Source organism: Nocardia sp. GP40, from assembly GCF_050434125.1.
Lineage (GTDB): Bacteria > Actinomycetota > Actinomycetes > Mycobacteriales > Mycobacteriaceae > Nocardia > Nocardia albiluteola.
Genome location: NZ_JBNPVW010000002.1, coordinates 405434 through 431716, shown reverse-complemented (window position 1 = coordinate 431716; position 26283 = coordinate 405434). Strand labels below are relative to the sequence as shown.

Below are 26283 nucleotides of genomic sequence, written 5' to 3'. Positions count from 1 at the left end.
CGCGTGTGGCCGGGATCCATGGGTCATGGATCCCGGCCACCGCGGGACGGTCTAGGTGCGGGGTTTGACCAGTGGGAAGGGGAGGGTTTCGCGAATGCTGCGGCCGGTGATGAGCATGACCACGCGGTCGACGCCGACGCCCAGGCCGCCGGTCGGGGGCATGCCGTGCTCGAGGGCCTGCAGGAAGTCCTCGTCCAGTTCCATGGCCTCCGGATCGCCGCCCGCGGCCAGCAGCGACTGCTCGGTCAGGCGGCGGCGCTGCTCGAGCGGGTTGGTGAGCTCGCTGTAGGCGGTGCCCAGTTCCACGCCCCAGGCCACCAGATCCCAGCGTTCGGCTACGCCCTCGACGCTGCGGTGGGCGCGGGTCAGCGGGGAGACCGAGGTGGGGAAGTCGATGTAGAACGTCGGTTCCTGGGTGTGGTCCTCGACCAGGTGCTCGTACATCTCCAGCACGATCTGCCCGGCGTCCCAGCCGAACTGGTGCGGCACCCCGGCCTTGTCGCAGAGGGTGCGCAGACGGTCGGCGTCGGTATCGGGGGTGATCGTCTCGCCCAGGGCCTCGGAGATGGCACCGTGCACGGTCTTGACCGGCCAGTCACCGGAGATGTCGACCTCCCGGAGCGAACCGTCCGGATTCGGCCGCAGCGCAACCATTTTCCCGTTCGCGGCCAGCGCGGCGTCCTGGATGAGCTGACGGCAGGCGTGCATCATCCGCATGTAATCGCTGTGCGCCTCATAGGCTTCCAGGATCGTGAACTCCGGATTGTGGCTGTAGTCCACGCCCTCGTTGCGGAAGACCCGGCCCAGCTCGAACACCTTCTCCATGCCGCCGACGCACAGCCGCTTCAGGTACAGCTCCGGCGCGATGCGCAGGTAGAGGTCCAGGTCGTAGGCGTTGATGTGGGTCTGGAAGGGGGTGGCGTTCGCGCCGCCGTGCACCTGCTGCAGCACGGGGGTCTCGACCTCGAGGAAGCCCCAGCCGTTCAACGTGTCCCGCAGCGAGCGCACCACCGCGCTGCGCTTGGTCATCACCTCGCGGGTCTCGACGTTGATCGCCATGTCGACGAACCGCTGACGCACCCGGGACTCGGGATCGGACAGGCCCTTCCACTTGTCCGGCAGCGGATGCAGGCACTTGCCGATCATCCGCCAGTCCTGGGCCAGCAGCGACAGCTCGCCCCGTCGGCTGTTCCCGATCCGGCCGCTGACCTCGATCAGATCGCCCAGATCGAAGAACTCGTCGAATTCGCGCGCGAGCTTGTCCCCGACCCGGCCGCGGTCGATGAGCAGCTGGATCTCCCCGGACCAGTCGCGCAGCACGGCGAACACCACGCCGCCGTAATCGCGGATCCGCAGCAGTCGTCCGGCCACGCGCACCGTCGTGCCCTTGGGGGCGCGCCGCGCGGAGTCCACCGTGTGGGTCGGCTGATAGGCGACCGGATATGCGTCCAGCCCCCTGGCCTCGAGCCGGGCCACCTTGTCCATGCGCACCCGCACCTGCTCGGGGCGGCGGGGGCCCTGGTTCTCCAGTTCCTCCGGCGGCAGCTCCGGCGGGCTGCCGTCCGGGTGCAGGCCGGTCATCGTCGGCGGCACCGCCGAACGAACACCGGTGTGCACCATCGGATCCGGCTGCTTGCCGAAGCGCGGCAGGAAGCCCTCGGCCAGGGCGCTCGCGACTGCGACGCGGACCAGCTGGCGGCGCTCCTCGAACAGCGAGAACCGCGGCACCCACTGCGGCTGATACTTCACGTTGGACCGGTACAGCGCCTCGAGCTGCCACCAGCGCGAGAAGAACATCAGCACCCCGCGCCACAGCCGCAGCACCGGACCGGCGCCGATGCGGCCGCCCTCCTCGAAGACCGCGCGGAACACCGCGAAGTTCAGCGAGATCCGGGTAATGCCGTACTGCTCGGAGCTCAGCGCCAGCTGGGAGATCATCAGCTCCATGACGCCGTTGGGGCCCTTGGGATCTCGCCGCATCAGCTCCAGCGACACGCCGGTGCGTCCCCAGGGCACCAGCGAGAGCATGCCCAGCACGCGCTCGTCGGCCTCCCCGGCGTTCGACACGGCCTCCACCAGCAGGCAGCAGCCGTCCAGTGGATCGCCGAGGCGGCCCAGCGCCATCGAGAAGCCGCGCTCGGTCTCGGTGTCGCGCCACGTGTCCGCATTGGCGATGACCTGGGCGAAATCCTCGCGGCTGAGCTCGTTGTGGCGGCGGATGCGCACGGTGATGCCCTGTTTGCGCAGCCGGTTGGCGGCCTGGCGGACCTGCTTCATCTCCGCGCCCGCCAGCGAGAACGCGCGCGTCTCGAGGATGGCCTCGTCGCCCAGGCGCAGCGCCGAGAGTCCGGCGCGGCGGTAGGCCTGCGCGCCGAGTTCGCTGGCGCCCATGACCGCCGGGGTCCAGCCGTACTGGTCGGCCTCGCGCAGCCAGGCGTCGATCGCCTGCGGCCACGCCTCCTTCGTACCGATCGGGTCGCCCGAGGCCAGCGAGACGCCGAGCTCCACGCGGTAGGTCACCGCCGCCTTGCCGCTGGGCGCGAAGACGACCGCCTTGTCGCGGCGGGTGGCGAAGTAGGCCAGCGAATCCTCGACGTCCGAGCGCTCCAGCAGGCCGCGAATGGCCGACTCGTCCAGACCGGTCAGCGCGTTGGAGGCGCGCTGCGAGCTGAACAGCACCAGCGTCGCGGCCATCAGCGCGATGAAGCCGAAGAAGCCCAGCAGCAGGCTGACCAGGTGCCCGGTGCGACCGTCGAAGTTGTCGGTGCTGACCAGGATCGCCGCGGTCACCTTCGACACCGCCCACGCCGGGCGTTCGATGCCGCGGGGCAGGGTGCCCGGGAACAGTTCGACCAGGCCCCAGCCCAGCAGGCTGCCGATGGTCAGCCCACCGGCCAGCACGCCCAGGGCCTTCCACAGCGCACCGCGGCGCACCCGGGTATAGAACTCCGGCCAGGCCGCGATCAGCAGCCCGATCACCACGACGTGGATGATCAGCGCGACCAGCGAGCTGACGCTGCGGTCGTCGGCGAACTCCAGCGCGTTCGCGACCGCGAACAGCGACAGGTAGCCGACCAGCAGCCACCACGCGATCCGTTTGCGGCTCGCGGTGGCGCCCGCGAGCAGGCCGATCATCAGCGCCCACACCAGCGAGGTTTCCGGTGCGTCGAAGTAGAAGTCGTCGATGTAATGGCGCGGCACCTGGGTGATGAACCGCAGGCCGGGAGAGATGCTCCACAGCGCGCACAGCACCGCGAAAACGCCCAGGACCAGCGCGGCCAGGTGCGGGACCTCGCTCAATCGGCCGTGCGCGCGGTGCGGGACCTCCGGCGACCGCGGTCTGTGGTCGTCGGAATGCTGCCGATCGGGTGTGGAGCGCCGGCGTTCGGAAGCCGCTACGCCGGATGTCGATGTCACCGCACCAGTGTGAATGTTGACCTCGCTCGAATGCATAACGTTCGCGGGCATGTCCTGTGTCCCCGGGCGTGTCGGTCCATCACCCCGGGGGCCGGATGCGCTGTCGCGGGCGCGATTGGTATAGATGTAACCCATGTCGGATCCAGTCGATGTGCCGGTCGATGACGAGGTCATTCGACTCGGGCAATTCTTGAAGCTGGCCAACCTCATCGATAGCGGCTCGGAGGCCAAGACGGTCATCGCCGCCGGCCTGGTCCGCGTGAACGACGAGGTCGAACTGCGCCGCGGTCGCCAGCTCCAGGTCGGGGACGTGGTCACCATCGCCGGGCACCGCGCCCGGGTCAGCGACGGGGGTTAGCGGTTACTTACTCGGCGCGCACGACGATGCCGTCGTGATCGCTGTAGAGCATGTCGCCCGGCGTGAAGGTGACACCGCCGAATTCGACGGGCACATCACGCTCGCCGGAACCGGTCTGGGTGCTCTTGCGCGGGTTGGTGCCCAGCGCCTTCAGCCCGATGTCCAGGGTGCGCAGGATCGCAGAGTCGCGGACCGCGCCGTTGACGATCACGCCGGACCAGCCGTTGCTCACGCCGCGCCCGGCGATGATGTCGCCGACCAGTGCGGTGTGCACGCTGGCGCCGCCGTCGACCACCAGCACCCGGCCCTCACCCGGCTCGCCCAGGGTCTGCTTGACCAGCAGATTGTCCTGGAAACAACGGATCGTGACGATGCGGCCGGCGAACATGTCGCGACCGCCGAACTGCGTGAACTGGGTGTCGCAGCTGCGAATCTCCGGGCCGATCTCGTCGGCTAGGTCCGCGGTGGCGACTAAATTAGCTGATTCGGTCACGGCTGCAAGCTTGCCATGACGCTCGTCGGCATTACCTGAGACCTTTCTGTCAGCTTCGTTCGGAAATCACGCGGTGACCGCGAGCGTCGCGGCCAGGCCGAACACCACCGCGATCACGATCACCTCGAAAGCCGCACGGCGCAGCGAGGATTCGGCGGACATGCGGTGGTCTCCCGCGATGGGAACCCAGCTGCGCCTCCACCACCAGCCCAGCGCCACCAGCCCCGCCACCAGCACCGTCTTCGCGAGCACGATGCGCCCGTAGCCGGTGCCGACCAGCGGCGCCAGCCCGCCGAGCTTGATCAGGGCGTTGATGACCCCGCTCACGACGACCGCGCCCACCGCCGGCAGCGCCCACGCCGAATACCGGGGCAGCGCCTGTGCCCACTCCCCGCGGCTGCGCAACACCAGCGCCAGCGCGAGCAGCAGCCCGAACCAGACGGCCGCGGCCAGCACGTGCACGGCCGCGAAGACCGCGCCCAGCGGTTCCTGGGACATGTGCCCGGTGATCGGGCGCAGCTCGATCGCCACGGCCGCGAACATCAGCACCAGATCCACCGTGGCCCGGTCGGGCCGGTGGTAGGCCACGGAGCAGTATCCGGCGACCACCGTGACGCCGATCAGGATCGCGATGCCGACCTGGCCCGCGCTGGTGTGCGCCAGGTAGTCACCGAACTCCCCGGCCCGCAGCCCGGTCACCCGCACCCCGACCACCTGCGCGGACTCGCAGGCCAGCAGCACGAATTCCAGCGCGGCCCAGATGCCCGCGGTCACCGCGAGGTGCCGCCACGGCGGCGCGATGCGCCGATGCAACCGCTGGAGCAGGCCGAGGCCGATGACGGTGGCCCCGGCACAGCCGGCCAGCGCCCGCACGGGCGCCTCCGACAGCACCGGGCTCGGCGCCGCCAGCGCCCAGGCCAGCGCGGCGCCGAGCAGTGCGGCCGGGACGACCAGCAGCAATATCGAACGCAGGGCGGTCGAACTGCCGCCGGTCGTCTCTCTCAACCGCTCGCCTTACTACCTCTTGCCGCCGGACTTCTTCTTGCCGCTGAACAGCACGAGGGCCAGCGCGCCGCCGAACACGACGAGCGCGCCCACGATGAAGATCCACACCGGAACGCCACCGGAACCGCCGCCGCTACCGGTTGCCTCGCCCACGGTGCTCGCCTTCGGGCCGGGCGTGCCGTGGCCGGCCACGGTGAGCGTGAAACTGCGGGTCCCGCTGACGGGGTGCCCGTCGGCGGAGGTCACGCGGTACGCCATCGTGTACTTGCCGGCCGGTCCCAGCTCACCCACCGCGATGCTCGCCTTCGGGCCGTCGACGACGGGCTTGCCGGTGGACCACAGATTCCCGTCCGGGCCGACCACGGTCACCGACGGGAAGCTGGGCTGCAGATTCTCGTTGAACGTGAACGTCACCCGGGACGGTCCGGTGGTGAGTTGCGCGCCATCGGGCGGATCCACGGAGATCAGCACCGAATGCGCGGCGGCCGGACCGGCGGCCAGCACGACGAAGCCGCCGAGCAGTAGCGCGGCCGCGAGCCCCGAGACGAGCCGCCGGATCACGCCGACCGCCGGCTCCGGGCCAGTGCGCCGACTCCCAGTGCCGCGCCGAGGGCGCCCAGCACCAGTCCGACGCCGCCCAGCCAGCGGGCGGTGCCGTCGGACTTGGACTCGGACTCGGCCGACGTGGATGCCGGCATGGACATCGACGAGTCGTCGTCCGAGCCGCCGGCGGAAAGGGCCAGCGTGGGCACCGGGGTCTCCGGTTCCTTGCCGTCGGGGCCGGGCGTCTGGTTCCAGTTGACGACCTTGCCGTCGCTGTAGGTCTGCACGGCGGGGAAGGTGGCCTTGTCCTGCTTGGGCAGCGGCGCCACCAGCAGCGGGAACAGCTGGAACTGGCCGGGAGCGATACCGGCGTTGCCCGGATCCGCGGTCCAGGTGACCGTCGTGAACTGGTTCTGGGCATTCTTGTCGAGCTTGGCGGTCCAGCCCGCCACGGGCTGGGTGCGCGCCTCGTCGACGTTGGGCAGGGTGATGCTGAGCGTGGTCGTCGAGGCGGTGTCGGACTCGTCCGGGACCCGGAAGGTCAGGACCGCGTCGCCGCCCTGGCTGGCATCGGGGGAGGAGACCTCGACGTGGGCGGCGGCGGTTCCGGCGGCCAGGAGGGTCAGGCCGGCGACGGCGCCGGTCGCGATGAGGGCGCGCGAAATGACGATGGACATGGTTGTGGTGTGTGCTTTCTCTCGAATGATGGGTGTCGGCCGATCAGGCCGGCACCGGCGGCGCCCGCGAGCCCAGGGCTCCGGCGCGGAGAAAGCGGTACGAGGTGGGGGAGCCGGCGGGCCAGCGACCGGACCCGCGGTGTGGCGCGATCGGGTGGGCCCGGCCGACGATGATGCGGATCGTCTGTGTGACAAGGCCGTACAGGCGCTCGGTCGCGAGGATGAGCGCGGTGCATACCAGCGTCGCGAGCACGTGTGCGATGGCCATCGGCCCGGTGGGCAGATGCAGCGCGGCCAGGAATGTGCCTGCGGCGCCAGCGGATTCGTCCCCCATCGCCATGGAACCCATGGAGTCGCCGCCGACCGCGACGGACAGTGCCGCGTGCGCGGCCAGCTGACCGCCGCCCAGCACGGCCAGCAGCGCTGCGCGCGAGGACATTCCGGCGGGCGCGGGCAGCAGGTTCGCGATCGCGCCGATACCGGCGGCCGTGAACAGGAGCAGGGTCAGCGCCGCGGAGCCGGGGTAACCGCCACCGGCCAGGCCGTGGGCGGCGACAGCCAAGGCCGCCACCGTCGGGCCGACCAGCACGCCGCGCAGCGATCCCTGAATGTCGCGCGTGGGAGTGCTGTTGCAACGCATGGCGGTTGTACGGTCCGCCCGGACATGCGGTTCACCCGGCCGGAATCCACGGGCAGAGTCCGGCGTCGAGGCGGTGGGCCAGTTCGGATGCCAGAGGCGCGGTACGCCGTCCGATCGTGCGGGGAGGTCTCGACCGTGCGGTACGGCCGCAACCCCGGAAGCGAATTCGCCTCCGAGGTTCCCCCCTGCCTTACCGCGGTCGAGCATCGTCGGGTGATCCCGGGCTCAGCGCACGCCCAGGCGCGCGAGCACATCGGCCTCGACGCCGGACAGCTCGCTGGAGATCGAGGTGTGCACCGCGCGCCGGCGCGGGGCGGGCATCTGCTCGGCGGTGCGGATCGCGGCGGTCAGGCTGTCGAGCCGGTCCCGCGAGGCAGTGACGAACTTCTGGGTCTCGGCGTCCTTACCGGCCTTGTCCGCGATCTCGGACAGCGCCGAGGACGCCCCGGAGATGCGGGCCTGCAGCTTGGCGCCATGGCCGCTGTAGTCGCCCAGCTGGTCCAGGCCGATGCCGAGCCGATGGGCGCGGCGGGCATCGATCTGCCCGCGCACGAAGGTCGCCGCGCGGTAGGCCAGCGGGGCCAGCACCGGGATCAGCACCCGCGCCACACCCAGGTACTTCTTGATCTGACCGGCGCTGAACAGCTCGCGCTCGGCCTTCTCCGCCGTCTTCAGCGCCGCCTTCTCCTCGGCCTTGAGCGTCGAGATCTGCTGTTTGGCCACCTCGCGCTCGTTGCGTGCCACGGCGCGGTCGCGCTTGCGCTCGTTGCGCGCGCCGAGTCTGGCCTCCAGGGCCGCCTTGTGTTTGAGGGCCTTGGCCTCGGCCTTGCGGTCCGTGCGCCGCTTGCGTTTGGTGAACAAACCCATTGCACCCTCCTGTACGTACGGCTGTTCCGCATAGTGCGTACTCGGTGAAATGTATACCCGACTAGTGACCGAGCGCAGCGAGGGAACCATCAGCACAGCACCTTCGGTCGCGGCGGAGCCGAGCGCTAGCGAGGTGGAGCTGTGACCGAGCGCAGCGAGGGAACCATCAGCACAGCACCTTCGGTCGCAGCGGAGCCGAGCGCCAGCGAGGTGGAGCTGTGACCGGGGCACCGCTGCACGGGGGTATGTGCCCACAACCCGCGAGCCGACCGGCCGTCCCCGCCGTGCCCCATCCGCGCGGTGCGGTTCACCGGCTTGTCGGTGGGGAGGACCATACTGCTAAGTGTGTATTCGGGCAGTGACGACCTGCATGGTCGCGAGGGCAGCGGTAATGGAGCGCAGCGGCAGAGCACCGCGGCGCACGACGGCCGACCGGTCAGCACCGATGCTTCGAGCACCAATTCCGATGTCACACATACCGATTCCGATGCCGACCGCGCCGGCCGGGCCGCTTTCCTCGATGCTCGCTCGCTCATCGGCTGCCGGCACCGCCTGCACCTGACCGCGACCCACCCCGAGGTGCTGACGGGCGTCGCGGAGGATGTGGGGGTCACCCAGCGCCGCGATGCGGCCGTGGCCCACCGGGAGCATGTTCGCGACACCCTGGTGTCCGCCGATCCCTCGCGGTGGGTGGTGATCGAGCACGCGCAGCCGGCCGCCGCGCGCGCCGAGGCCACCATGCGCGCGTGTGCCGAGGGCGCGCAGCGCATCTGGGGCGCGGTACTGCCCCAGGAGTTCGACACCGGCCGCCGGGGCGGGGTGGAAATCCTGCTGCGGGATGCCGATCGGGGCGGCTATATCCCGGTGATCGTGGTCAATCACAAGGTGACCGATCCCCGCCAGCCCGACCCGGCCGACTATCACCCGCTCACCTCGGACCTCTATCGCTGGGATCCGCAGCCGGACCGGTACGTGCGCACCCGCACACAGCCGCGCGATCAGCAGCGTCTGGCCCATCTGTACCGGATGCTGCAGCGGCACGGGCTCGCCAGCCCCGCGCTGGTCGGCGGCGCGATCGGACTGGCCTTCGATCGCATCCTCATACACGATCTGGGGTCCCTGCTCGACGAGTACGACCGTCGCTACGCCGACCGGATCGCGGTGGTGCGCGGCGAGCTGCCCACGGTGCCGTCCAAGGTGCCCGAATGCCGCCAGTGCCCGTGGTGGTCCCGCTCCGGCACCGCCGAGGACCCCAGCTGCGAGCGCTGGCTCACCGATCACCGCGACGTCAGCCTGGTGGCGCCGGGCTCGCGCGCGGAGCTGCTGCGGCGCCACGATGTGGAGACCGTCGAAGATCTGGCGGGGTGGACGGGGGAGGACCCCGACGACTGGCAGTACGAGCCGTTCTTCGAGACGGTGGTCACCGCGCGGGCCTGGATCTCGGGCGCACCCCTGGTCCGCCGCGTCGAGCGGCTGCGGGTGCGCCGGGCCGACGTCGAGGTGGACGTGGATCTGGAGAGCTACCAGGAGCACGGCGCCTACCTCTGGGGCACCCTGCTGGACGGGGTGTACCGGCCGTTCGTCACCTGGGATCCGCTGCCCACCGTCGACGAGGCCCGCTCGTTCGCCGACTTCTGGACTTGGCTGATGGGGGTGCGGGCCGAGGCCACAGCGGCCGGGAAAACCTTTGCCGCCTACTGCTATTCGCGCACCGCCGAGGACAAGTGGTTGTACGAGTCGGCGCGCCGGTTCGCGGGCCGGCCCGGCGTGCCGAGCGAGCAGCAGGTGCGCGATTTCGTGGACGGCCCGGAGTGGGTGGACATGTTCCAGGCGGTCTCCGAGCAGTTCATCTGCCCGAACGGCAAGGGCCTGAAGAAGATTGCCCCCGTCGCGGGATTCTCCTGGCGCGATCCCGAGGCCAGCGGCGAGGCCTCGATGAGCTGGTACCGCCTGGCGGTCGGCTTCGACGGCACCGAGATCGATCTCTCCCAGCGCACCCGGCTCCTGGAGTACAACGAGGACGACGTCCGAGCCACCCAGGTCCTGCGTGACTGGATGGTCCCCGCCACGCCCGGCGGGCGCAGCGCCGAGGCCGAGGTGCCCAGCATGGCGGACTTTCGCGGCGCCGATTACAACCGACGTATTATCGCCGAGTGACTGAGTCCACTCGCCCCACTGACTCCGCAAGCTCCGTCGACTCTCCATCCCCGGAGGTGCACGTCGAACAACTGGAGTTCCAGGCCGAAACGCATCAGCTACTGGAACTGATGATCCACTCGGTTTATTCGAACAAGGACACGTTCCTGCGGGAGCTGATCTCGAACGCCTCCGACGCGCTGGACAAGCTGCGGATGGAGTCGTACCGGGACAAGGATCTCGAGGTCGACACGTCCGATCTGCACATCGAGCTGGAGGTCGACAAGGACGGCCGGGTGCTGACCGTCCGCGACAACGGCATCGGCATGTCGCGCGCGGAGGTGGTCGACCTGATCGGCACGCTGGCCAAATCGGGCACCGCCCAGCTGCGCAAGCAGTTGATGGAGGCCAAGCCGGACCAGGCCGCGGAGGAGCTGATCGGCCAGTTCGGCATCGGCTTCTACTCGACCTTCATGGTGGCCGACAAGGTCACCCTGACCACGCGCAAGGCGGGGGAGTCCGAGGCGACGCGGTGGGAGTCCGCCGCCGGCTCGTCGACCTACACGATCGAGACCCTGGACAACGCCCCGCAGGGCACCTCGGTGTCGCTGCACCTCAAGCCGTCGGACGAGGACGATCACCTCTTCGACTACACGCAGGAATGGAAGCTCCGCGAAATCGTCAAGAAGTACTCCGATTTCATCGCCTGGCCGATTCGCATGCAGGTCGAGCGCACCGTCACCGAGGGTGAGGGCGACGAGGCCCAGGAGAAGACGATCCTCGAGGATCAGGTTCTCAACTCGCAGAAGGCACTGTGGACGCGCCCGCGCTCCGAGGTCTCCGACGAGGAGTACAAGGAGTTCTACAAGCACGTCTCGCACGCCTGGGACGATCCGCTCGAAATCATCCCGTTCAAGGCCGAGGGCACCTTCGAATATCAGGCGCTGCTGTTCATTCCCTCGACCGCGCCGTTCGATCTGTTCATGCGCGAGCACCAGCGCGGGGTGCAGCTGTATGTGCGCCGGGTGTTCATCATGGACAACTGCGAAGAGCTCATGCCCGAGTACCTGCGCTTCGTCAAGGGTGTGGTGGACGCGCAGGACCTCTCGCTCAACGTCTCCCGCGAGATCCTGCAGCAGGACCGGCAGATCCAGGCGATCCGCAAGCGCCTGGTGCGCAAGGTGCTGTCCACGGTGAAGGATCTGCAGGGCGCCGAGGACAAGTCCAAGTACGAGACGTTCTGGAAGGAGTTCGGGCGGGTCCTCAAGGAGGGCCTGATGTCCGACTTCGACAACCGCGAAACCCTGCTGCAGGTTTCGTCGTTCGCCTCCACCCACTCGGAGGAGAGGCCGACCACGCTGGCGGAGTACGTCGAGCGCATGGGCGAGGGCCAGGACAAGATCTACTACATGACCGGCGAGTCCCGCCGTCAGATCGAGAGCTCCCCGCACATGGAGGCCTTCAAGGCCAAGGGCCTCGAGGTGCTGATACTGACCGATCCGGTCGACGAGATGTGGGTCGGCTCGGTCACCGACTTCGACGGTAAGCACTTCCAGTCCATCGCCAAGGGCGAGGTGGATCTCGAGTCGGAGGACGAGAAGAAGGAGTCCGAGGCCCTGCGCGAACAGCAGGACAAGGACTTCGGCGACGTGCTGGGCTGGCTGCAGAAGGCGCTGGACGACAGCGTCAAGCAGGTCCGGCTCAGCGCGCGGCTGACCACGTCCCCGGCGTGTCTGGTCGGTGACGTCTTCGACTTCACCCCGCAGCTCGAGCGCATGTACCGCGCCTCGGGCCAGGCGCTGCCGGAGACCAAGCGGATCCTCGAGCTCAACCCGACCCACCCGCTGGTCACGGGCCTGCGTGAGGCGTACGGGAAGAACAAGGAGGCCGCGGACTCCGGCGAGTCGAACGATCTCACCGAGACCGCCGAATTGCTGTACGGCACGGCGGTTCTCGCCGAGGGCGGCGAGCTGAAGGATCCTGCGCACTTCGCCCAGATCCTGACCGACCGTCTCACCCGCACGCTGTAGGTCATCGAAACGGCAAGGCCCGCAACGGATTCGCCTAATCCGTTGCGGGCCTTGGAATTTGCGAACCAGCCGATCGTGGGACCGCGGTGACGAGGGGTGTTTCGACCTCCGCAGGACCGGTCCGCGGGCGGTCCTGCCCGCCCGGACGGGATGCCGTCGTGCCCTGACCAGACACCCCCGAGCGGGCCATGTGCCGGGCACCGCCGCGTCCGCCGGAAGGCGCCCGGCGCCGGACCCGATGGCGAGTCGGGGGTCGGCTGTTCGCGAGATCTCCCGCGGTACGCAGGGGTGAGTGCAGTGTTGAAACAGCGAGGCCCGCACCGTAATCCGGTGCGGGCCTAGTTGATTGCCGTACCCGGCTACCGCGGAGCCATGCGAAGGGCGCCGTCCATGCGGATGGTCTCGCCGTTGAGGTAGTCGTGCTCGGTGATGTACTGCGCCAGCTGCGCGTACTCGTCCGGGCGACCCAGGCGCGAGGGGAACGGCACGCCCGCCTCGAGGCCCTTGCGGTACTCCTCGGTGACACCGGCCAGCATCGGCGTGTCGATGATGCCGGGGGCGATGGTGTTGACCCGGATGCCGAACTGCGCCAGATCGCGCGCGGCCGGGATCGTCATGCCGGCGACGCCGCCCTTCGAGGCGGAGTAGGCGATCTGACCGATCTGGCCCTCGAAGGCCGCCACCGACGCCGTGTTGATGACCACGCCGCGCTGGCCGTACTCGTCCACGGCCTCGGTCTTGGAGATCGCGTCCGCCGCCAGGCGCATGACGTTGAAGCTGCCCAGCAGGTTCACCGTGATCACCGTGCGGAACAGTTCCAGATCGTGCGGGCCGTTCTTGGACAGAATGCGCCCGGCCCAGCCGACGCCGGCGCAGTTCACGACGATGCGCAGCGGCACGCCGGACTCGACGACGGTGGCGACCGCGGCCGCGACCTCGTCGCCGCTGGTCACATCGGTCGGGATCAGGGTCACGCCGGCGGGGACGTTGTCGCCGGCCCGCTCGATCGACTGCTGCAGGTCCAGGCCGAATACGGTCGCGCCCTGGTCGGCGAAGCGCTTGGCGGTCGCGGCGCCCAGGCCGGACGCAGCCCCGGTGATGATTGCGGCAGAGCCGGAAATCTCCACGGTGATTTGGTCCTCTCGTTTGTGACGGCCCTCGCTGGCCTTCCGTCAACACCGCACACTAATCGGCCGCCACATGGCGGGCGTGCCCGGCGTCGTTCGTGCCGGATCGCGGCTGGGCGAGAATGGAGCAAATCCGCTCGCAAGCACCTGGAGCCGCACCCATGTCAGACCCGGCCGCCACCCTGCCGGACCCGGACGCCACCCTGCCCGACCCGGACGCCCCTAGGCGCCGGCTGCCCCGGGGCCGGCACGGCCTGCCGCGGGAGACGGTCATCGCCTCCCAGCGCGACCGCATCCTGAGCGCGATGGGGGCGGCGATGGCCGACAACGGGTACGTGGGCACGTCCGTCGCGGCGATCATCAAGCGCGCCGGAGTGTCCCGCGAGACGTTCTACGAGCAGTTCCGTTCCAAGGAGGACTGTTTCGAGGCGTCCTACGAGCGGGCGGTGGAACTGCTGCTCGCGCGGATCGTGGCGGCCACGCAGTCGCCGGACGCACCGGACGACCGTGAGGGGCGCATCGAGGCGATGCTGGGCGCGTATCTCGCCGGGCTGGCCGCCGAACCGGCCGATGCGCGCCTGTTTCTGATCGAGGTGTACGCGGTCGGCCCCGAGGCGATCGCCCGGCGCGCGCGGCTGCAGGAGTCCTTCGTGGCGATGGTCGCGGACATTCTCGACGCGCACACCGAGGAGCAGTTGTTCGCGTGTCAGACGCTGGTCGCCGCGCTGAGCGCGATGGTCACCGCCCGGGTTGCCGCGGGCGATATGGACGGACTGCGCGCATTGCGCGAACCGCTGCTGGGGCTGTTGCGGCGCAGCGGGGAGCTGTTCGGGTCGGCGGCGGGTGCGTCGGCCGCGCGTTGAGACTGGCGGGCGTACCTGGCCAATGCCGGTGCGCGGCTACCGTTACCGCCGGCTGTGCAGCGGTTGGGGATCGTCCTGCTTCGGGTCGGCCTGCGTGATCGGCTCCGGGCGACGGGCATCTGCCCGGCCGAGCCCCCACAGCGCAACGCCCGCGACGGCCGGGACGACCACTGCGAGCGCGCACTCCGGCAGCCGTCCCAGGTGCGGTGCCACCGCCGCCAGCAGCGTCGCCGCGCCGATGTACAGGAACAGCAGGCCCGAGCCGATCGCTATCGCCCGTTCGGGGATGTGCTTGCCCACCGCGATGCCCAGGACGATGGCCAGTGCGCCCGCCGCGACCATCCCGGCGACCGAACCGGCCCAGACGGCCACCCAGTTCCGGTCCGAGGCCAGCGCGACGATAGCGAACATCGTCCGATCGCCGAGCTCGGCGAGCAGGAAGGCCGAGAGCACCACCAGGAACGCCTTGGCGGGGGAGCGGCGCGCGGAATCGTCCTCGGCGAGCTCGGGATCCGGCTCCGGTGTGCGCGCGCCGCGCAGGGTCCACAGGCCGACCGCGAGCAGCACGACGGCGGTGACGACGGCGATCGCGGGGGTGGGCAGCGCGGCCCCGACGAAGTGCCCGACGCCGACCGCGATCAGATTGACCGCCACGCTGGCGGCGGTGATGGCGGACAGCACGACCCACCACCGATAGCGCAGGGCAAAGGTCAGCGCCATCAGCTGGGATTTGTCCCCGAGCTCGGCGACGAATAGCACGCCGAAACTCAGCAATATCGTGGCGATCATGATTGCGCTCCCAGGTCTTCGGCCTGTCGGCCGCAGACGGGGATGCCTGTCGGCCGACAACGCATCCGAGAATTCGGTTGGTCTGCTATCGGCCGAAGGTCTCGCCCACCGGCGGCGCCGGGTGTGTTGACCCGCCGTGGTACCGGTTCGCGCGGCCGGATCCGATGGGATCAGCATGTCGACCGCGCGATTGGGGGCTACTCCCCTTCGCTGCGAGCAAGCCTACCCCGAGGTGCCGCGCGATGCCAACCGGGCGTGGGCGAAATCGCAATGCGCACAATAAGTTTGGCGATCCAACCCGAAGATTTCGGGTACCCGTCACACTTCGTGCGCATCGCCTTATGCGGCAATGAGCATCGCCAGCACCGCGGTGTCCGGGTCGCTGATCGGATCCACGCCGACCCGGCTGACCATCGAGGTCACCGTGCCGTCCAGCTCGGCCTCCACCCAGGCCGCGCGATGCTGCAGACCCAGGTGCGGCAGGCCCGGAAGCAGCACGCAGCCCGAGGCGGCGCCGCTGCATTCGGGCAGCGAGGGCCGCGTTTCCGAGGGGGGATGCAGCATCATCAGCGCCGACGGCACATGCTGGGCAAACCGTCCCGGCTCGAGGGCTCGTTCGCCCAGGATCGGGCCCTCCGCCAGGACCAGGCCCACGGTGCCGGGTTCGGGATCGTCGGGCAGATCCTCGCGCGCGCCGAAGACCGTGGTCGTGGCCAGCAGTCCCGGCAGGCTGGCGACCCGCACGGCCAGAGCGAGCAGCTGCGCCCACTCCTTGGTGGTATCCGGCCACCGGCCCCCGATGAGGAACCCCCGCAGTGATCCGTGCGCCTGGAACGGCGTGACTCGAACCGGATCGTTGGTGTGCATCGTGGCCTCCCGAGTCGTACCGGGATGGCTGCCGAAATAGCGAGCCGTCCTGAAGTTGCGAGTACCCGAGAATGGCCCGGACAATGTCTGGCACACAAGTACCAGAGAGTGCTAAGTCGCTGGTAACCGCGCTGAAACATGGCACGGACGCGGCGGGGCCGAAGGCGGCAGCGGAGTGTAAACACGCAGGTCCCGCGACAGGGCCCGTAGACATGGAACGGGTCCGCGAACCGCACGGGTTCGCGGACCCGTCGCCGATAGCTGGTCCGGCTCAGCCTTGGACTGACATTTGGGGGAAATTTCGGGGATGGCTACGTCGCACGGCGCTGCTGGACTTTAGCCTGTGGTTACTGGGCAACTTCTAGCTACCGCCGCCAGATTAGTTCTTGCGGTCCGGCGTGTCGGCCCAGAGCCGCATGGCGTGTCGCTTGTGTTCAGGAGGACGGAGTTCACCGCGACCGTCCGACGGCTCAGATCGTCCACGGAAGATTGTTGCGCCGGAGTCGAATCTGTCGCTATCCTGGCGCTTGCAGCTTATGCACTGTCGGTGATTCTCACCGCAGTTGCGTCGAGGGTCTAGATCGGCGCGGTTCCGGGCATAGCCGAATTTTGTTCGTGCAGTGCTCGCCTCTGATCTTATTTCCTCGTTCGTGCCATGCTGGCGCGAATAACGCCAGGAGGTCTGCGTGGCATCCCCATTTCAACTCGGTCACTATGTTTGTCAACAATCCGATATATCTCACGCTGATGGCACCGCTGGATCGGTGAGGTCTCACACTGAGTCGATCGACGTGACATTCGAAGAGTATGCGCATAAATGGGTAGAATGGCGGCAGCGGCATCTTGCCAGTAGTACAGTAGCCACTTACGTTGGAATAATTCAACGCCACTTTCTGCCCGCATTAGGTCATCTCAGACTGTGTGAAATATCCGACCGGATAGTTTCGAGATGGCGTGAGGAACTACGATCTGCAGGATGCTCAGACGCAAGTTTGCGAGCCTATTGGGCACTCTTACGGATAATTCTTGAGTCAGCAGTGAACGACCGTTGGATCGAACGCAATCCAATGAGCCCGATCTCTCTGCACGATTTGCGCTCTCATCAGGAGGGGTGAAGTGGGGTACGCAAATAAGCGCGGGGGTTATTGGGAGGCTCGTTACAAGACCGATGACGGGGCGTATCGGACTGTAGTTGGTTCTAACGGGAAACCGATTCGGTATACAACTAAAGATGACGCGAAACGCGAGGCTGATCGAGCGGAGCTTGAGCATCAGGTACGCGCTGAGATGAACGTATCTGGATCGCTCCCGGCTGTCACCAGGCAAAATGCTTCTATCAGCCGTTCTGGTCTCATCCTGCAGAACGATGTTCGCTCGGATGACATCACATTCGCCGAATACGTAAACGGATGGTTCGACGAGCAAGATCTTGCTGAGACCACGACAGCCAACTATGCGTCGTACATCCAGTGTCACCTACTGCCAAAATTTGGCTCCATGTACCTGCGCGAAATAACCAAGGGAACCGTGTCTGCATGGGAGAAGGAGGAACGCGCTGCTGGCTATGCGGTTGCAACTATACGAACAATTCGAGCGATCCTACATGTAATTCTCGAAGATGCGGTTGAGGAAGGACGGATTCTGCGTAATCCGGCAACGAAAAGGCGAAACCGCGGGCAGCGCATGGGTGCCGAGCGAGTTCAAGGCAAGGTTAAGGTTATCACTGACGCAATCGGTGCGCTCTTGATCGCTGAGCGTATGGCCTTGCTATCGGGCCGCGACGACGAATTCGTTTTCGAAATAATAAAGTGGTACACCGGAATGAGATTTGGTGAGCTGAGGGGTCTGGAAGTAGAATTCGTGAAGAACCGGCGTATCGAGGTTCAGTGGCAAATAGTCGAAGTGGGGGGAGAGTTTATTCGCCGCCGACCGAAGATGGGCAAGACTCGCACGATACATTTGCCGGAATTCTTATGGCAGATTGTAAACGGGTTCATTGTGCGATCGAGCCGTCGGCCGTGCGCGTGCCACGGCTTAACATATGTTTTTTGCGGCTACGGCAAGAAACAGCCGGAATCAGGAGTCACCGCGACTGCGCTGGCAAAGCATTTGGGTGTTTCGCAGACCTCGGTTACGAAATCGATGCAGGCACGAGGGCGGGTCTCCGACGCTATGCGGCAGCGGGTTCGCCAGGCCGCAACCGAGCTGGGATACATCCCCGAAGCTGACCGCGATGACGTTGACCACCACAGACGAGGGAGTTTCCACGAGTCCATCTTTGCACCGGCCGTGTCGGGCGTGTATCCAAGACGTGGGACATGTTTGTCCCATCCCGTGCCTGTTTCAGTCGATCCGTTTCCTGGCGTGCCGATTCGTGGCCGCGGTGCGAGCAAACGAGCAGACGGGGTCTGGCAGCCGATCGCCGACGGCATGACACCCCATGGGAACCGGCGTTCACACAGGACCAACCTGGTCGAGCTGGGTACACCGAACAAGTTGATCGACGCCCGTCTAGGGCACAGCGATCCGTCGGTACAGGCAATCTACACCGAGGTCACCCAGGTCATGATCGACAAGCTGATGGCCGACCTTACAGCCGTGTGGAACGACGCGCTGGATAAGAGGTTCGCCATGTGCCCCACATCGCCGGTTTCGATTCTGAACGGCTTGCTGCAGGTACGAGCACGCGAGACGGACCAACAGGAGCGCTCGATCGCTGCATGACTGCTGGTCGGGCCTCTATCGGATGATGGATGGCCCGGCCAGCGCAGATGTGACCTTGGGTGCGGGCTGCCTCGGCCTCGCCGCGACGGGAGGTCGGTGCCGTGGATGACGCCGGTCTCCGACGCCGGCGAGGTCAACTGGCGCGGGCATCAACACCTCTTACCCGCAGGCACTCATGGTGATGTTGCGTTCCGCCTTCGTGCCGGGATGCGAGCTTGCAGACGCATCGGCCGGGCACCTTTCGCCTGGCGCCGCCGAGGAGGTGCCGGTTGCTCGGGTGTTTGCTCCGACACCGTGAACAGGCCCAGCATCTGCTCGATCTGCTCGGCGGTGAAGAGCAGGCGCCGGCCGACCCGCAGGTGCGGGATGAGCTTCTGCCGAGCGGCTTCCTCGACCCAGTAGGCCGAATGGCCGAGCGCCTTTCCGACCACCTTCGACGAATAGGTCTTCGAGGTGTCAGGTACGGAATCTCCGGCTGATGACTGTGATCCTTCACTCATCATGCCGTCGCCCATTCTTGTAGGTGGGCGAGGATTTCGGCCGGCGTGACGGTGATCTTGCTGAGGCGGCGGCCCGTGCGGGTGGACAACACGACGGTGATCTTGCCGTTGCGAGCCATCCTCGGATTACCTTGCAGCCGATGTGTGAGCGCGCCCTGCTCCTCTAGACGTTCTCGGATCAGTAGCGCCGCGATGGCGAGCGCATCGCGGCGGTGGCGGTGCCCGGGGGCCATGCTCACGCGGGTCAGGTTCGGGCCGAAGGTGAATCTGTTGTAACCGGGCACCAGCTCAAGCGTCACAGGCGATTTGAGAGTACGTCCGTGCTGGTGGGCTAGTGCGGGGCCGTCAGGCCGATCCGGAGCAACGTTGTAGTTGATGATCACGGCCGTCGAGCAGAGCAATACGCCAATCTGAGTACCGCCGTTGTTACTGCCGAGGATCGCCGATGGGCTATCAGCGCGTTCCGAAACTTGAGATCGGGACGGGCATCCGGATTCTCCGCAGTTCGGGGCCGCAACGTATTCGGGGCCGGAGGGCGGTGCTGGCGGGCTGGTTCCTTCGAAGCTGGTCGCGTCCGATTTCTGTTGCCTAGCCTCGCCGTGGCGCGGCCCGCGTACACCTTCCGCAGGCGTCGCATGCGCCGCTGCCGAAGGCGTACGCGTATTGGGCGGCGAAGGCGATGTCAGCTCTGACTCCATGGAATTCCCCTCCTCCTACTTGTTGCTGGCCAAGATGCCAAGCGGCCATCGAGAGCCGTACATAGCCCAGGTTCTGCTGGACCGCCGCGATGCCGACTGATAGGCCACGACAGACTCACTTGAGCAGTCAACCGACCCGCCAACTTTGATGTTGCTGGTTGTTCGCGAAATCGTTGATGTGAGGGAACGTTCGCTGCGTTCGCGTCGCTCACCACGTCTCCTTCCGTGTGTGACGTCTCGCCGGATGTGGATCACGGTAGCGCAAGAAGAGAACAGATTCTATTCAAATTCTATTGACAGGCACATCTTGTTCTATCTAAATTCCTTTCTGAGGGGTGGGAGTCCGGCTCCGAGAGCCTTCGTCAGCGCACATCCGGTGCGCTGGATCGGCTGTCACGTCCTCGATCCCGGCCGCATCGTGCGGCTCGATCGACGAAAGGAACGAAAAATGAACATCGTTGGCGCGGCGATAGCGATATGGAACGCGGTAGTGGATCTGGTCGACATCGCCTCGTGGTTCATCCCCTGATCCTGTCCTGCGGGGCCGCGCAAATGCGTTGCGCGGCCCCGCTTTTCGATAGCGCTGCCGCTGGGGTCGCACCAGGGCGGTCAGTTCTGAACGCGTCCGGCCCCGGTCGAGGCCCGCGCGAGCGTCGATGATCACCGGCTATCACGACGGTGCACGCCCGCGGCCTGGACGCGAATTGTGAAGGGCGAGTGAGTATGACCATCTCTGTTCTCGGCAACCCTGCCGAGTTGACAAGCAGCACAACTAAATTGAAGGACCACAGCACCTTGTCGCCAATCGGCACGTTGACCGAGCGGCGGAGCCTCGCTGTACCGGGCGGAAGCCTGGAAAGGGCTGGCCAGTCGGGGGATACGTGGTGAGCAGGGCAAAGGTCGGAGGGGTGCTCGGGTCGGCTGCCGTGGTCGCTGCGGCGCTAAGCGTAAGTACTGGGACGGCCGCCGCGGATGCCGGTGCGGTGCCGCTACCGCAAGGCTGCCGCGCGCTGGTTGTGCTCGGGATCCAGGGGACCGGTCAATCGTCACTGGTCGCGGATCCGCAGGCCAATACCGGCATGCTCGGCAGCATCCTGGGCCCACTGGCCCACGACAGCGACATGACCCAGGTTTTCATCCCCTACCCGGCCAGTTTCGGCAGCGTGCCAGGCACTCCTCCGGGCCCGAGTTTCGCTTCGTCGGCACTCCAGGCGCAGTCGCGGCTGGATCTCACGGCCGCCGAGGTCGCCGCGCAGTGCCCCACCTCAAGGATCGCGGTCCTCGGATATTCCCAAGGCGCAGGCCCCGCAATGGATTTCGCCCGCCGCGAGGGCGCAGAGACCGGGCCGGTGCCATCGGACCGCATCGCGGGTGTCGCGGCGATCAGCGACTGGACCCGGCCACCCGGCCCGAATGCGATCCCAGGCCGCCCCGGGCAGCAATCCCCAGACCCGGTACCGGGAACATCCGGAACTGCGACCAGTTCCGTGCGCCTGGCGCCGGTGCCCGCCGATGGTGGAATCGCCTCGAATCCACAGGATTTCGGGGACATGGATGGACGAGTGGTAGAGGTCTGTGCACCCGGGGATCTTGCTTGCAATGCCCCCGAGGACGCCGATGCAGTGAAATTCGTGGCGGGAGTCGCGGCGCACACCGATTTCCGCGACCCGATCTCGGCGGTCACCTCGGCGGGGGCGGCGGTATCGGGGTCGGTGGCCGCGGCCATATCCCAGACGCTGCTGGACGACGTTCATGTCCAGGGCGGCCGAGTCGACTATTTGCCGCGTCGCACCATCTCGGACCGTGTGGCGCAGGCGGCAGTGTCACCGGATCCGGCTCCGCCGGCGCAGCAGACGCAGGCCGCGGCCGCGAAGATGCAGCAGGTGCTCGGGGCGGTGGTGGCCGATCCGATCGGGCAGCTGCCGCACCTGGCGGCCGAGCTCGCTGGCTCCATCGGCCCCAATCTTGCGGCGAACGCCGCCGACGCCGCGGCACTGCTGCGTCTCGCTGGATCCATCGGCCCCCACGATTCGTATGCCGCTAATCCACAAGTAACACAATGGATGTCGGCGATGGCCCGTGATTCTGCCGGAGGGCGCCGATGATCCGCCCGATGACACGGTCGGCCCGCGCTGTCGCGGTGGTAAATCTGATCACAGGACCCCCCAGGCTGGAAACATGGATCGCCGATTCGTTCCGGGCCACTCTGCGGACCCTCGACGCGGTGGTCGGGCTGACACGATTCGATCTTGTTCGCGTGTCCGGTGCGGATCGAGCGGTTCTCGCGTCCATCACCGTGTGGGACGACATCGCCGCGTTTGAGCGGTGGCGTACCAGCCCCGCGTTCGCTGCAGCACATCCACGCCGGGATGAGCGCGCTGGGGAATTCGCCGAATTACAGTCTGAACGCGTCGAATTCCCGGTGAAGGCGCGACGCGGCGGTCGCGATCTCACTGCCGAGCAGATCATGGTTCGGTTGCAGAACACGCATCCCGAACTCGTTCCCCGACGCGGGCAGTTGGTTCACGAGCTGCAATGGCCAGATGACCCGGGGCGAGCCGGTATGTCGCGGGCCTGCTGGATTCTTCTGATCGCTTGCAGTGCAACATTTCTGGCACTCCTGGATTCGGCCGTGGTGAATCTGGCGTACAACACCCTCGCCGTGCGCTTTCCGTCAGCCGGAGCAGGACTGACGTGGGTGATCAGTGGGTTCGCAACCGCTTTCGCGGCCGTGCTGACCGTCGCGGGCCGATGGGCCGACGCCATCGGGCACCGCCGCGTGCTGATGGCGGGGGTGGTCGGATTCGCTGCCACATCGATGGGGTGCGCGCTGGCGCCGAGCGCAGGAGTGCTGATCGGAGCGCGGGTTGCTCAGGGCATCGCGGCGGCGCTGATGTTGCCCGCGGCCTTGGGAGCGGTGCTGGCCAGCGTTCCTCCGGACCGCGCAGCGGCTGGAATCCGGGCCTGGGCGGCGGCCGGTGCGCTGGCCGCCGCGCTCGGTCCAGCGGTCGGCGCGGTGGTGGTCACCTGGTGGGGGTGGCGAGCGATCTTCCTGATCAACCTGCCGATTTGTGCGATTCTTGTGCCCCTGATCGCGGTCGCGCGGGCGCCGGATGCCCGAGGGCAACGTGGAAGACCTGATCTGGTCGGGGTGCTGCTGTGGAGTGGCGGCGTCGCGATGGTGGTCGCCGCGCTGACCGAAGGCCACTCCTGGGGAGCGACCAGCACGGCCACGATAGTGCTGACGGTGGCCGGGTTGCTGAGCTGTGCGGCTGCGTGCTGGCGTGGCGGAACCCACGTCCGGCCCGGGTTGCCGATACAGCTGTGGCGGTCCGGGCCATTCGCGACCTCGGGCGCGGTCCAAGCCGCACTCGGCGTCGCGATGGGCGTAGTGCTCCTAGCGATTCCCGTTTTCCTGCAGCAGGTTTGGCGGCAATCGTTGCTGCAGACCGCAGGCTGCATCGGCGTGATCGGGGTGGCAGCGATGCTGTCGGCCCCGATATGCGGGCGGGGCGTGGCCGCGCGGCGGCCCGGATGGCTGTGCGCAGCCGGGATGACGATCATCGCCGGTGCCTGCGCGGTCTGTGCGAGCGAAAAATTCTCCGCCACAACGGATCTGCCTCTATGGTGGGCATTGGCGGTCGCGTTCGGTGGGGGAGTCGGCGCCACGGTCACCGGCCTGGCGATCATCACCGCCGCGACCGTGCCCGACGCCGATATCAGCGCCGGACTGGGCATGGGTCTGACCCTTCGCCAGACCGGGGCCGCGCTCGGCGTCGCGGTCGTGGCCGCCGTCCTCACGCCCGGCCCTCACTACATCCCATCGATGCACCAGTTGTTCGCGATCACCAGCGTCGTCGTGCTGGCCGGAGCGCTCGCGGCGGCAGCGATTCAACTCCCCGCGCACCCACCCGCCGGGCGTGGCAGCCGCACCGCACCCGTCACCGATACATCCCTCCAGCAGACCGGAGAACTTCCGTGACCCACACCCAGACAACCGATTTCGAAGCACTACTGCACCTGCTCGAGGTGGAACCGATCGACGCGGACACCTTCGCCGGCCATCACCCGGCCAAAAGCTGGCGCCGCGTTTTCGGTGGTCAATTCCTGGCTCAAGCCGCTATGGCCGCCGGGCGCACTGTCACCGACTATGAACGGCGGCCGTTGCACACCCTCAGCGCGCACTTCGTGCGGGCAGGGAGTCTCGACGAATCGGTGTCCTACCACGTCGAACGCTTGCGCGACGAGCGCACGCTCGCCAGCCGCGCCGTAACTGCCTACCAGGGCGAGCAGATCGTGGCGGTGTTCCTCGCCGGATTCCAAGCCCCGCGGGCAGGGCTCGAGCATCAGATCCCGATGCCATCGGTGCCCGCCCCGCAGGGGCTGCCGCAGATCGCCAAATCGTTCGCCAGGCGGACCGGACTGGAAATGTTCACCAATACCCTGATGCCGCTGGACATCCGGTATACCGATGCGCCCCCCTGGGAGCTGCAGAGGCAAGGCCGCCGTCCCACTGTCTGCCGGGCATGGATGCGTGCGCAGGGCACGCTGCCGGACGATCCGCTGATCCATGCCGCGGTGCTCGCGTTCGGGAGTGACCAGACACCGCTGGATCCGATCATCACCAGACATGGCCTTGCCTGGGGAATTGACCGCGTCGTCGCGGCCACGCTCGACCACCACCTATGGATCCATCGGCCACCGCGAATGAACGACTGGATCCTCTACACCACCGAATCACCCACTGCCGCAGCCTCCCGGGCGCTGGTTGCTGGGGAGTTCTACGCCTATGACGGAACGCAGATCGCCACCGCCATCCAGGAGGATGCGGTGCTTGCCTACCGACACAGGACCGCGTCGTGACCATGGTTTCTCCCACGTTCGGCAACGCCCGTCCACCGGCCTCTGAGTCTGTTCCGGCTACCCGCACCTGGGGCGTGGCCAGCCTACGGCGGTACCTCAACGAGCTGTCGGACCTCCGGCCCTGGAGCGCCGGCGAGACCTGGAAAAACATCACAGCGGAGGCCAGACCTTATGAGCCACAACGTCATTGCCGCTGTCATTGCGACCGCGATCGTCGTGGCCGCAACGGTCATGACGTGCATCGGGATCCGAGGCCCGCACTGCAAACACAGTGCGGAACAACATGTTCCGAGCACACCGCACATTCCCGAGAAGCAACCGAATATCCAGGAGGGGACATGACCGAGAAATCCAGAGCGAATTGGCTGCAGCAGTACGGGTTGGCATTACCGCAGCACCGGCCCAGGGGCGACATCGATGATCCGCTCGACATCGAGCATCGCCCCGTGCCTGCGAACGTCCGAGTTCATCTCGAGCTGATGGTCCGGGCTGCTGCCGTCGCCAGCTTGGCTGAGGACGAGTTCATCGCGCGGATCCGGGCTACCGGCATCGAGGTCTGGGCGGGCTCGGGCGCGACCCCGATCACCCGGTACGCGCTCGCGCACGAGGGCAGGCTCTACCGCGATATCGACCTGGGCAGAGACCTGGCGCTGTCGGTGCTGCGCCGTGACTGGGACACCAGCTACGCCGCCCAGGTCCGCGCCGCGATGATGTGGCAGGCGCAGCAGGTGCCCGGCGCGTTCGACCGCGGCGGGATCCGCCTCAGCCATCCGGTCATGTGGGCCAGGATGATCACCGCGGCCGCGCAGATCGGCGCCGTACTGCGGACTGTTCCCTCGAACTCGACGAGACCGTGGGCGCACGCCGCCGCCCGCACCGCCGGGGTCCTTGCGCAATGGTCTCACCGGGTTCAGCCCGCTATAGCCGAGCGAATCGCTGGCGCAGCACTGGATTTGGGACGTTCGGCCCAAGCCGCACCGCCAGAGGGGACCGGTACCGAGATCAGTGCGGGGACCGCGCGCATCGCGTATGGCCTTGCCCAGCTCGATCGAGCGGTGATCGATCCGCCCCGAGAGCAGCTGCTACTGCTGGCGCAGCTGATGGCCGCGGTCGTGCTGATCGCCAAGGCGCATCGCGACCGGGGCGAGATCCAGCGGGGGCACAGCCTCGAGGCAACCGCCGCATCGCTCTCGGCGGTGTGCGGTGACTTGCGCACCCAGGCACAGCGCTGGGGATCGTCACGATGAGCGCCCGGGCATTGCCGATCTCGGTAGAAGCCGCTCGCGTCCTGGCCGAGGTCAGCGACGGATTGGTCCTGATATTGCTGCGTGACCAGAACGTCGTGGGTGTACTGCACGTCGAGGAAGACGCTGCGGGCGCAGTAGGGGCCGCCTCGACAACGGTGCACGCCGACCAGGCAGTACTCGTCGTCATCGCGACCCTGAAAGCCGCGGGCCGTCTGATACTCCACGCGGACGAGACACGAAAGACGTTGGCCACCAACGGTGTCGAGGTGACAGCCAGTGTTCACGTCCCCAGTCTCAAGCCGGGGTCGCCGTGGACCGACCTGGCTTTGGTCGGCGCGCGGGACGGCATTCTCGGCCGCATGATCGGACGACGCCGATGACCCAGCCAAGCAACCAGACCGTGGCCGGTGTGCAGAGCCTGCCGAATCTCGACCCGAGG

Annotated in this window: 24 protein-coding genes; 12 read left to right on the top strand and 12 right to left on the bottom strand. The window is 67.3% G+C overall.

Features of this window, described 5'->3' with window-relative positions:
- Nucleotides 1-51: 51 nt before the first annotated feature.
- A complete protein-coding gene (gene lysX, locus ABH933_RS06545) occupies nt 52-3453 on the bottom strand; it encodes a bifunctional lysylphosphatidylglycerol synthetase/lysine--tRNA ligase LysX (protein WP_429419192.1) in 3402 nt (1133 codons plus the stop codon).
- A 97-nt stretch (nt 3454-3550) separates the two neighbouring features.
- Here lysX and ABH933_RS06540 point away from each other — a divergent pair, with 97 nt between their 5' ends.
- The gene (locus ABH933_RS06540) at nt 3551-3775 is read left to right on the top strand and encodes an RNA-binding S4 domain-containing protein (protein ID WP_429418339.1); all 225 of its coding nucleotides are present in this window, start codon (nt 3551-3553) and stop codon (nt 3773-3775) included.
- Nucleotides 3776-3782: 7 nt separating this feature from the next.
- Here ABH933_RS06540 and rraA read toward each other — a convergent pair whose 3' ends face one another.
- The 6 genes from rraA to ABH933_RS06510 form a co-directional block, all read right to left on the bottom strand.
- Entirely contained in the window at nt 3783-4268 is a 486-nt protein-coding gene (gene rraA / locus ABH933_RS06535) for a ribonuclease E activity regulator RraA (RefSeq protein ID WP_429418337.1), read from the bottom strand.
- A 66-nt stretch (nt 4269-4334) separates the two neighbouring features.
- Nucleotides 4335-5273 (bottom strand): CopD family protein, encoded by a 939-nt coding sequence (locus ABH933_RS06530; RefSeq protein ID WP_429418335.1) that lies wholly within the window; start codon nt 5271-5273, stop codon nt 4335-4337.
- Nucleotides 5274-5285: 12 nt separating this feature from the next.
- Nucleotides 5286-5834, bottom strand: coding sequence for a copper resistance CopC family protein (locus ABH933_RS06525; RefSeq protein WP_429418334.1), 549 nt, complete (start codon nt 5832-5834; stop codon nt 5286-5288).
- Entirely contained in the window at nt 5831-6493 is a 663-nt protein-coding gene (locus ABH933_RS06520) for a YcnI family protein (RefSeq protein ID WP_429418332.1), read from the bottom strand. The genes ABH933_RS06525 and ABH933_RS06520 overlap by 4 nt, the downstream gene beginning before the upstream one ends.
- 43 nt (nt 6494-6536) lie before the next feature.
- Nucleotides 6537-7133 (bottom strand): hypothetical protein, encoded by a 597-nt coding sequence (locus ABH933_RS06515; RefSeq protein ID WP_429418330.1) that lies wholly within the window; start codon nt 7131-7133, stop codon nt 6537-6539.
- 225 nt (nt 7134-7358) lie between these two features.
- Complete coding sequence (locus ABH933_RS06510; protein WP_429418328.1) at nt 7359-8000, bottom strand: DUF6474 family protein; 642 nt, start codon at nt 7998-8000, stop codon at nt 7359-7361.
- 534 nt (nt 8001-8534) lie between these two features.
- Between ABH933_RS06510 and ABH933_RS06505 the strand changes: the two genes are divergently transcribed.
- Together ABH933_RS06505 and htpG are read left to right on the top strand one after the other, a co-directional pair.
- A complete protein-coding gene (locus tag ABH933_RS06505) occupies nt 8535-10157 on the top strand; it encodes a TM0106 family RecB-like putative nuclease (RefSeq protein ID WP_429419190.1) in 1623 nt (540 codons plus the stop codon).
- Nucleotides 10158-10213: 56 nt separating this feature from the next.
- Entirely contained in the window at nt 10214-12166 is a 1953-nt protein-coding gene (gene htpG / locus ABH933_RS06500) for a molecular chaperone HtpG (protein ID WP_429419188.1), read from the top strand.
- 359 nt (nt 12167-12525) lie between these two features.
- On the opposite strand, the gene ABH933_RS06495 is transcribed toward htpG, so the two are convergent.
- Nucleotides 12526-13293: an SDR family NAD(P)-dependent oxidoreductase gene (locus ABH933_RS06495; RefSeq protein WP_215915069.1), complete on the bottom strand. Its 768-nt coding sequence runs from the start codon at nt 13291-13293 to the stop codon at nt 12526-12528.
- Nucleotides 13294-13454: 161 nt separating this feature from the next.
- On the opposite strand from ABH933_RS06495, the gene ABH933_RS06490 reads away from it, so the two are divergent.
- Entirely contained in the window at nt 13455-14156 is a 702-nt protein-coding gene (locus ABH933_RS06490) for a TetR/AcrR family transcriptional regulator (protein WP_429418326.1), read from the top strand.
- A gap of 42 nt (nt 14157-14198) precedes the next feature.
- On the opposite strand, the gene ABH933_RS06485 is transcribed toward ABH933_RS06490, so the two are convergent.
- Complete coding sequence (locus tag ABH933_RS06485) at nt 14199-14945, bottom strand: TMEM165/GDT1 family protein (RefSeq protein WP_429418325.1); 747 nt, start codon at nt 14943-14945, stop codon at nt 14199-14201.
- 339 nt (nt 14946-15284) lie between these two features.
- Nucleotides 15285-15812 (bottom strand): peptidase, encoded by a 528-nt coding sequence (locus tag ABH933_RS06480; RefSeq protein ID WP_215915072.1) that lies wholly within the window; start codon nt 15810-15812, stop codon nt 15285-15287.
- A gap of 686 nt (nt 15813-16498) precedes the next feature.
- Between ABH933_RS06480 and ABH933_RS06475 the strand changes: the two genes are divergently transcribed.
- Both ABH933_RS06475 and ABH933_RS06470 read left to right on the top strand, forming a co-directional pair.
- Nucleotides 16499-16927, top strand: coding sequence for a phage integrase SAM-like domain-containing protein (locus tag ABH933_RS06475; RefSeq protein WP_429455012.1), 429 nt, complete (start codon nt 16499-16501; stop codon nt 16925-16927).
- A gap of 172 nt (nt 16928-17099) precedes the next feature.
- Entirely contained in the window at nt 17100-18536 is a 1437-nt protein-coding gene (locus ABH933_RS06470) for a tyrosine-type recombinase/integrase (RefSeq protein ID WP_429455011.1), read from the top strand.
- 173 nt (nt 18537-18709) lie between these two features.
- Here the strand turns inward: ABH933_RS06470 and ABH933_RS06465 are convergent, their stop codons facing one another.
- Together ABH933_RS06465 and ABH933_RS06460 are read right to left on the bottom strand one after the other, a co-directional pair.
- A complete protein-coding gene (locus ABH933_RS06465; protein WP_429455010.1) occupies nt 18710-19051 on the bottom strand; it encodes a hypothetical protein in 342 nt (113 codons plus the stop codon).
- On the bottom strand, nt 19036-19419 hold the full coding sequence (locus ABH933_RS06460; protein ID WP_429455009.1) for a hypothetical protein: 384 nt from the start codon (nt 19417-19419) through the stop codon (nt 19036-19038). Before ABH933_RS06460 ends, ABH933_RS06465 begins: the two co-directional genes overlap by 16 nt.
- A gap of 691 nt (nt 19420-20110) precedes the next feature.
- Between ABH933_RS06460 and ABH933_RS06455 the strand changes: the two genes are divergently transcribed.
- The 6 genes from ABH933_RS06455 to ABH933_RS06430 all read left to right on the top strand — a co-directional run bounded on the left by ABH933_RS06455 (nt 20111) and on the right by ABH933_RS06430 (nt 26224).
- Nucleotides 20111-20263, top strand: a complete 153-nt coding sequence (locus ABH933_RS06455) for a hypothetical protein (RefSeq protein WP_429455008.1) — start codon at nt 20111-20113, stop codon at nt 20261-20263.
- A 355-nt stretch (nt 20264-20618) separates the two neighbouring features.
- Nucleotides 20619-21839: a cutinase family protein gene (locus ABH933_RS06450; RefSeq protein ID WP_429455007.1), complete on the top strand. Its 1221-nt coding sequence runs from the start codon at nt 20619-20621 to the stop codon at nt 21837-21839.
- A gap of 8 nt (nt 21840-21847) precedes the next feature.
- Complete coding sequence (locus ABH933_RS06445; protein WP_429455006.1) at nt 21848-23716, top strand: MFS transporter; 1869 nt, start codon at nt 21848-21850, stop codon at nt 23714-23716.
- The gene (locus ABH933_RS06440; RefSeq protein ID WP_429455005.1) at nt 23713-24597 is read left to right on the top strand and encodes an acyl-CoA thioesterase; all 885 of its coding nucleotides are present in this window, start codon (nt 23713-23715) and stop codon (nt 24595-24597) included. Before ABH933_RS06445 ends, ABH933_RS06440 begins: the two co-directional genes overlap by 4 nt.
- A 338-nt stretch (nt 24598-24935) precedes the next feature.
- Complete coding sequence (locus ABH933_RS06435) at nt 24936-25844, top strand: hypothetical protein (RefSeq protein ID WP_429455004.1); 909 nt, start codon at nt 24936-24938, stop codon at nt 25842-25844.
- Nucleotides 25841-26224, top strand: coding sequence for a hypothetical protein (locus ABH933_RS06430; RefSeq protein ID WP_429455003.1), 384 nt, complete (start codon nt 25841-25843; stop codon nt 26222-26224). Before ABH933_RS06435 ends, ABH933_RS06430 begins: the two co-directional genes overlap by 4 nt.
- Nucleotides 26225-26283 lie beyond the last annotated feature (59 nt).

What these genes read in the sequence shown, in the direction of transcription:
- lysX (WP_429419192.1), bottom strand. Translation starts at nt 3,453, where the DNA reads ATGCATTCGAGCGAGGTCAACATTCACACTGGTGCGGTGACATCGACA.
- ABH933_RS06540 (WP_429418339.1), top strand. Translation starts at nt 3,551, where the DNA reads ATGTCGGATCCAGTCGATGTGCCGGTCGATGACGAGGTCATTCGACTC.
- ABH933_RS06520 (WP_429418332.1), bottom strand. Translation starts at nt 6,493, where the DNA reads ATGTCCATCGTCATTTCGCGCGCCCTCATCGCGACCGGCGCCGTCGCC.
- ABH933_RS06515 (WP_429418330.1), bottom strand. Translation starts at nt 7,133, where the DNA reads ATGCGTTGCAACAGCACTCCCACGCGCGACATTCAGGGATCGCTGCGC.
- ABH933_RS06510 (WP_429418328.1), bottom strand. Translation starts at nt 8,000, where the DNA reads ATGGGTTTGTTCACCAAACGCAAGCGGCGCACGGACCGCAAGGCCGAG.
- ABH933_RS06490 (WP_429418326.1), top strand. Translation starts at nt 13,455, where the DNA reads ATGTCAGACCCGGCCGCCACCCTGCCGGACCCGGACGCCACCCTGCCC.
- ABH933_RS06485 (WP_429418325.1), bottom strand. Translation starts at nt 14,945, where the DNA reads ATGATCGCCACGATATTGCTGAGTTTCGGCGTGCTATTCGTCGCCGAG.
- ABH933_RS06480 (WP_215915072.1), bottom strand. Translation starts at nt 15,812, where the DNA reads ATGCACACCAACGATCCGGTTCGAGTCACGCCGTTCCAGGCGCACGGA.
- ABH933_RS06470 (WP_429455011.1), top strand. Translation starts at nt 17,100, where the DNA reads ATGAACGTATCTGGATCGCTCCCGGCTGTCACCAGGCAAAATGCTTCT.
- ABH933_RS06465 (WP_429455010.1), bottom strand. Translation starts at nt 19,051, where the DNA reads ATGGGCGACGGCATGATGAGTGAAGGATCACAGTCATCAGCCGGAGAT.
- ABH933_RS06445 (WP_429455006.1), top strand. Translation starts at nt 21,848, where the DNA reads ATGACACGGTCGGCCCGCGCTGTCGCGGTGGTAAATCTGATCACAGGA.
- ABH933_RS06435 (WP_429455004.1), top strand. Translation starts at nt 24,936, where the DNA reads ATGACCGAGAAATCCAGAGCGAATTGGCTGCAGCAGTACGGGTTGGCA.
- ABH933_RS06430 (WP_429455003.1), top strand. Translation starts at nt 25,841, where the DNA reads ATGAGCGCCCGGGCATTGCCGATCTCGGTAGAAGCCGCTCGCGTCCTG.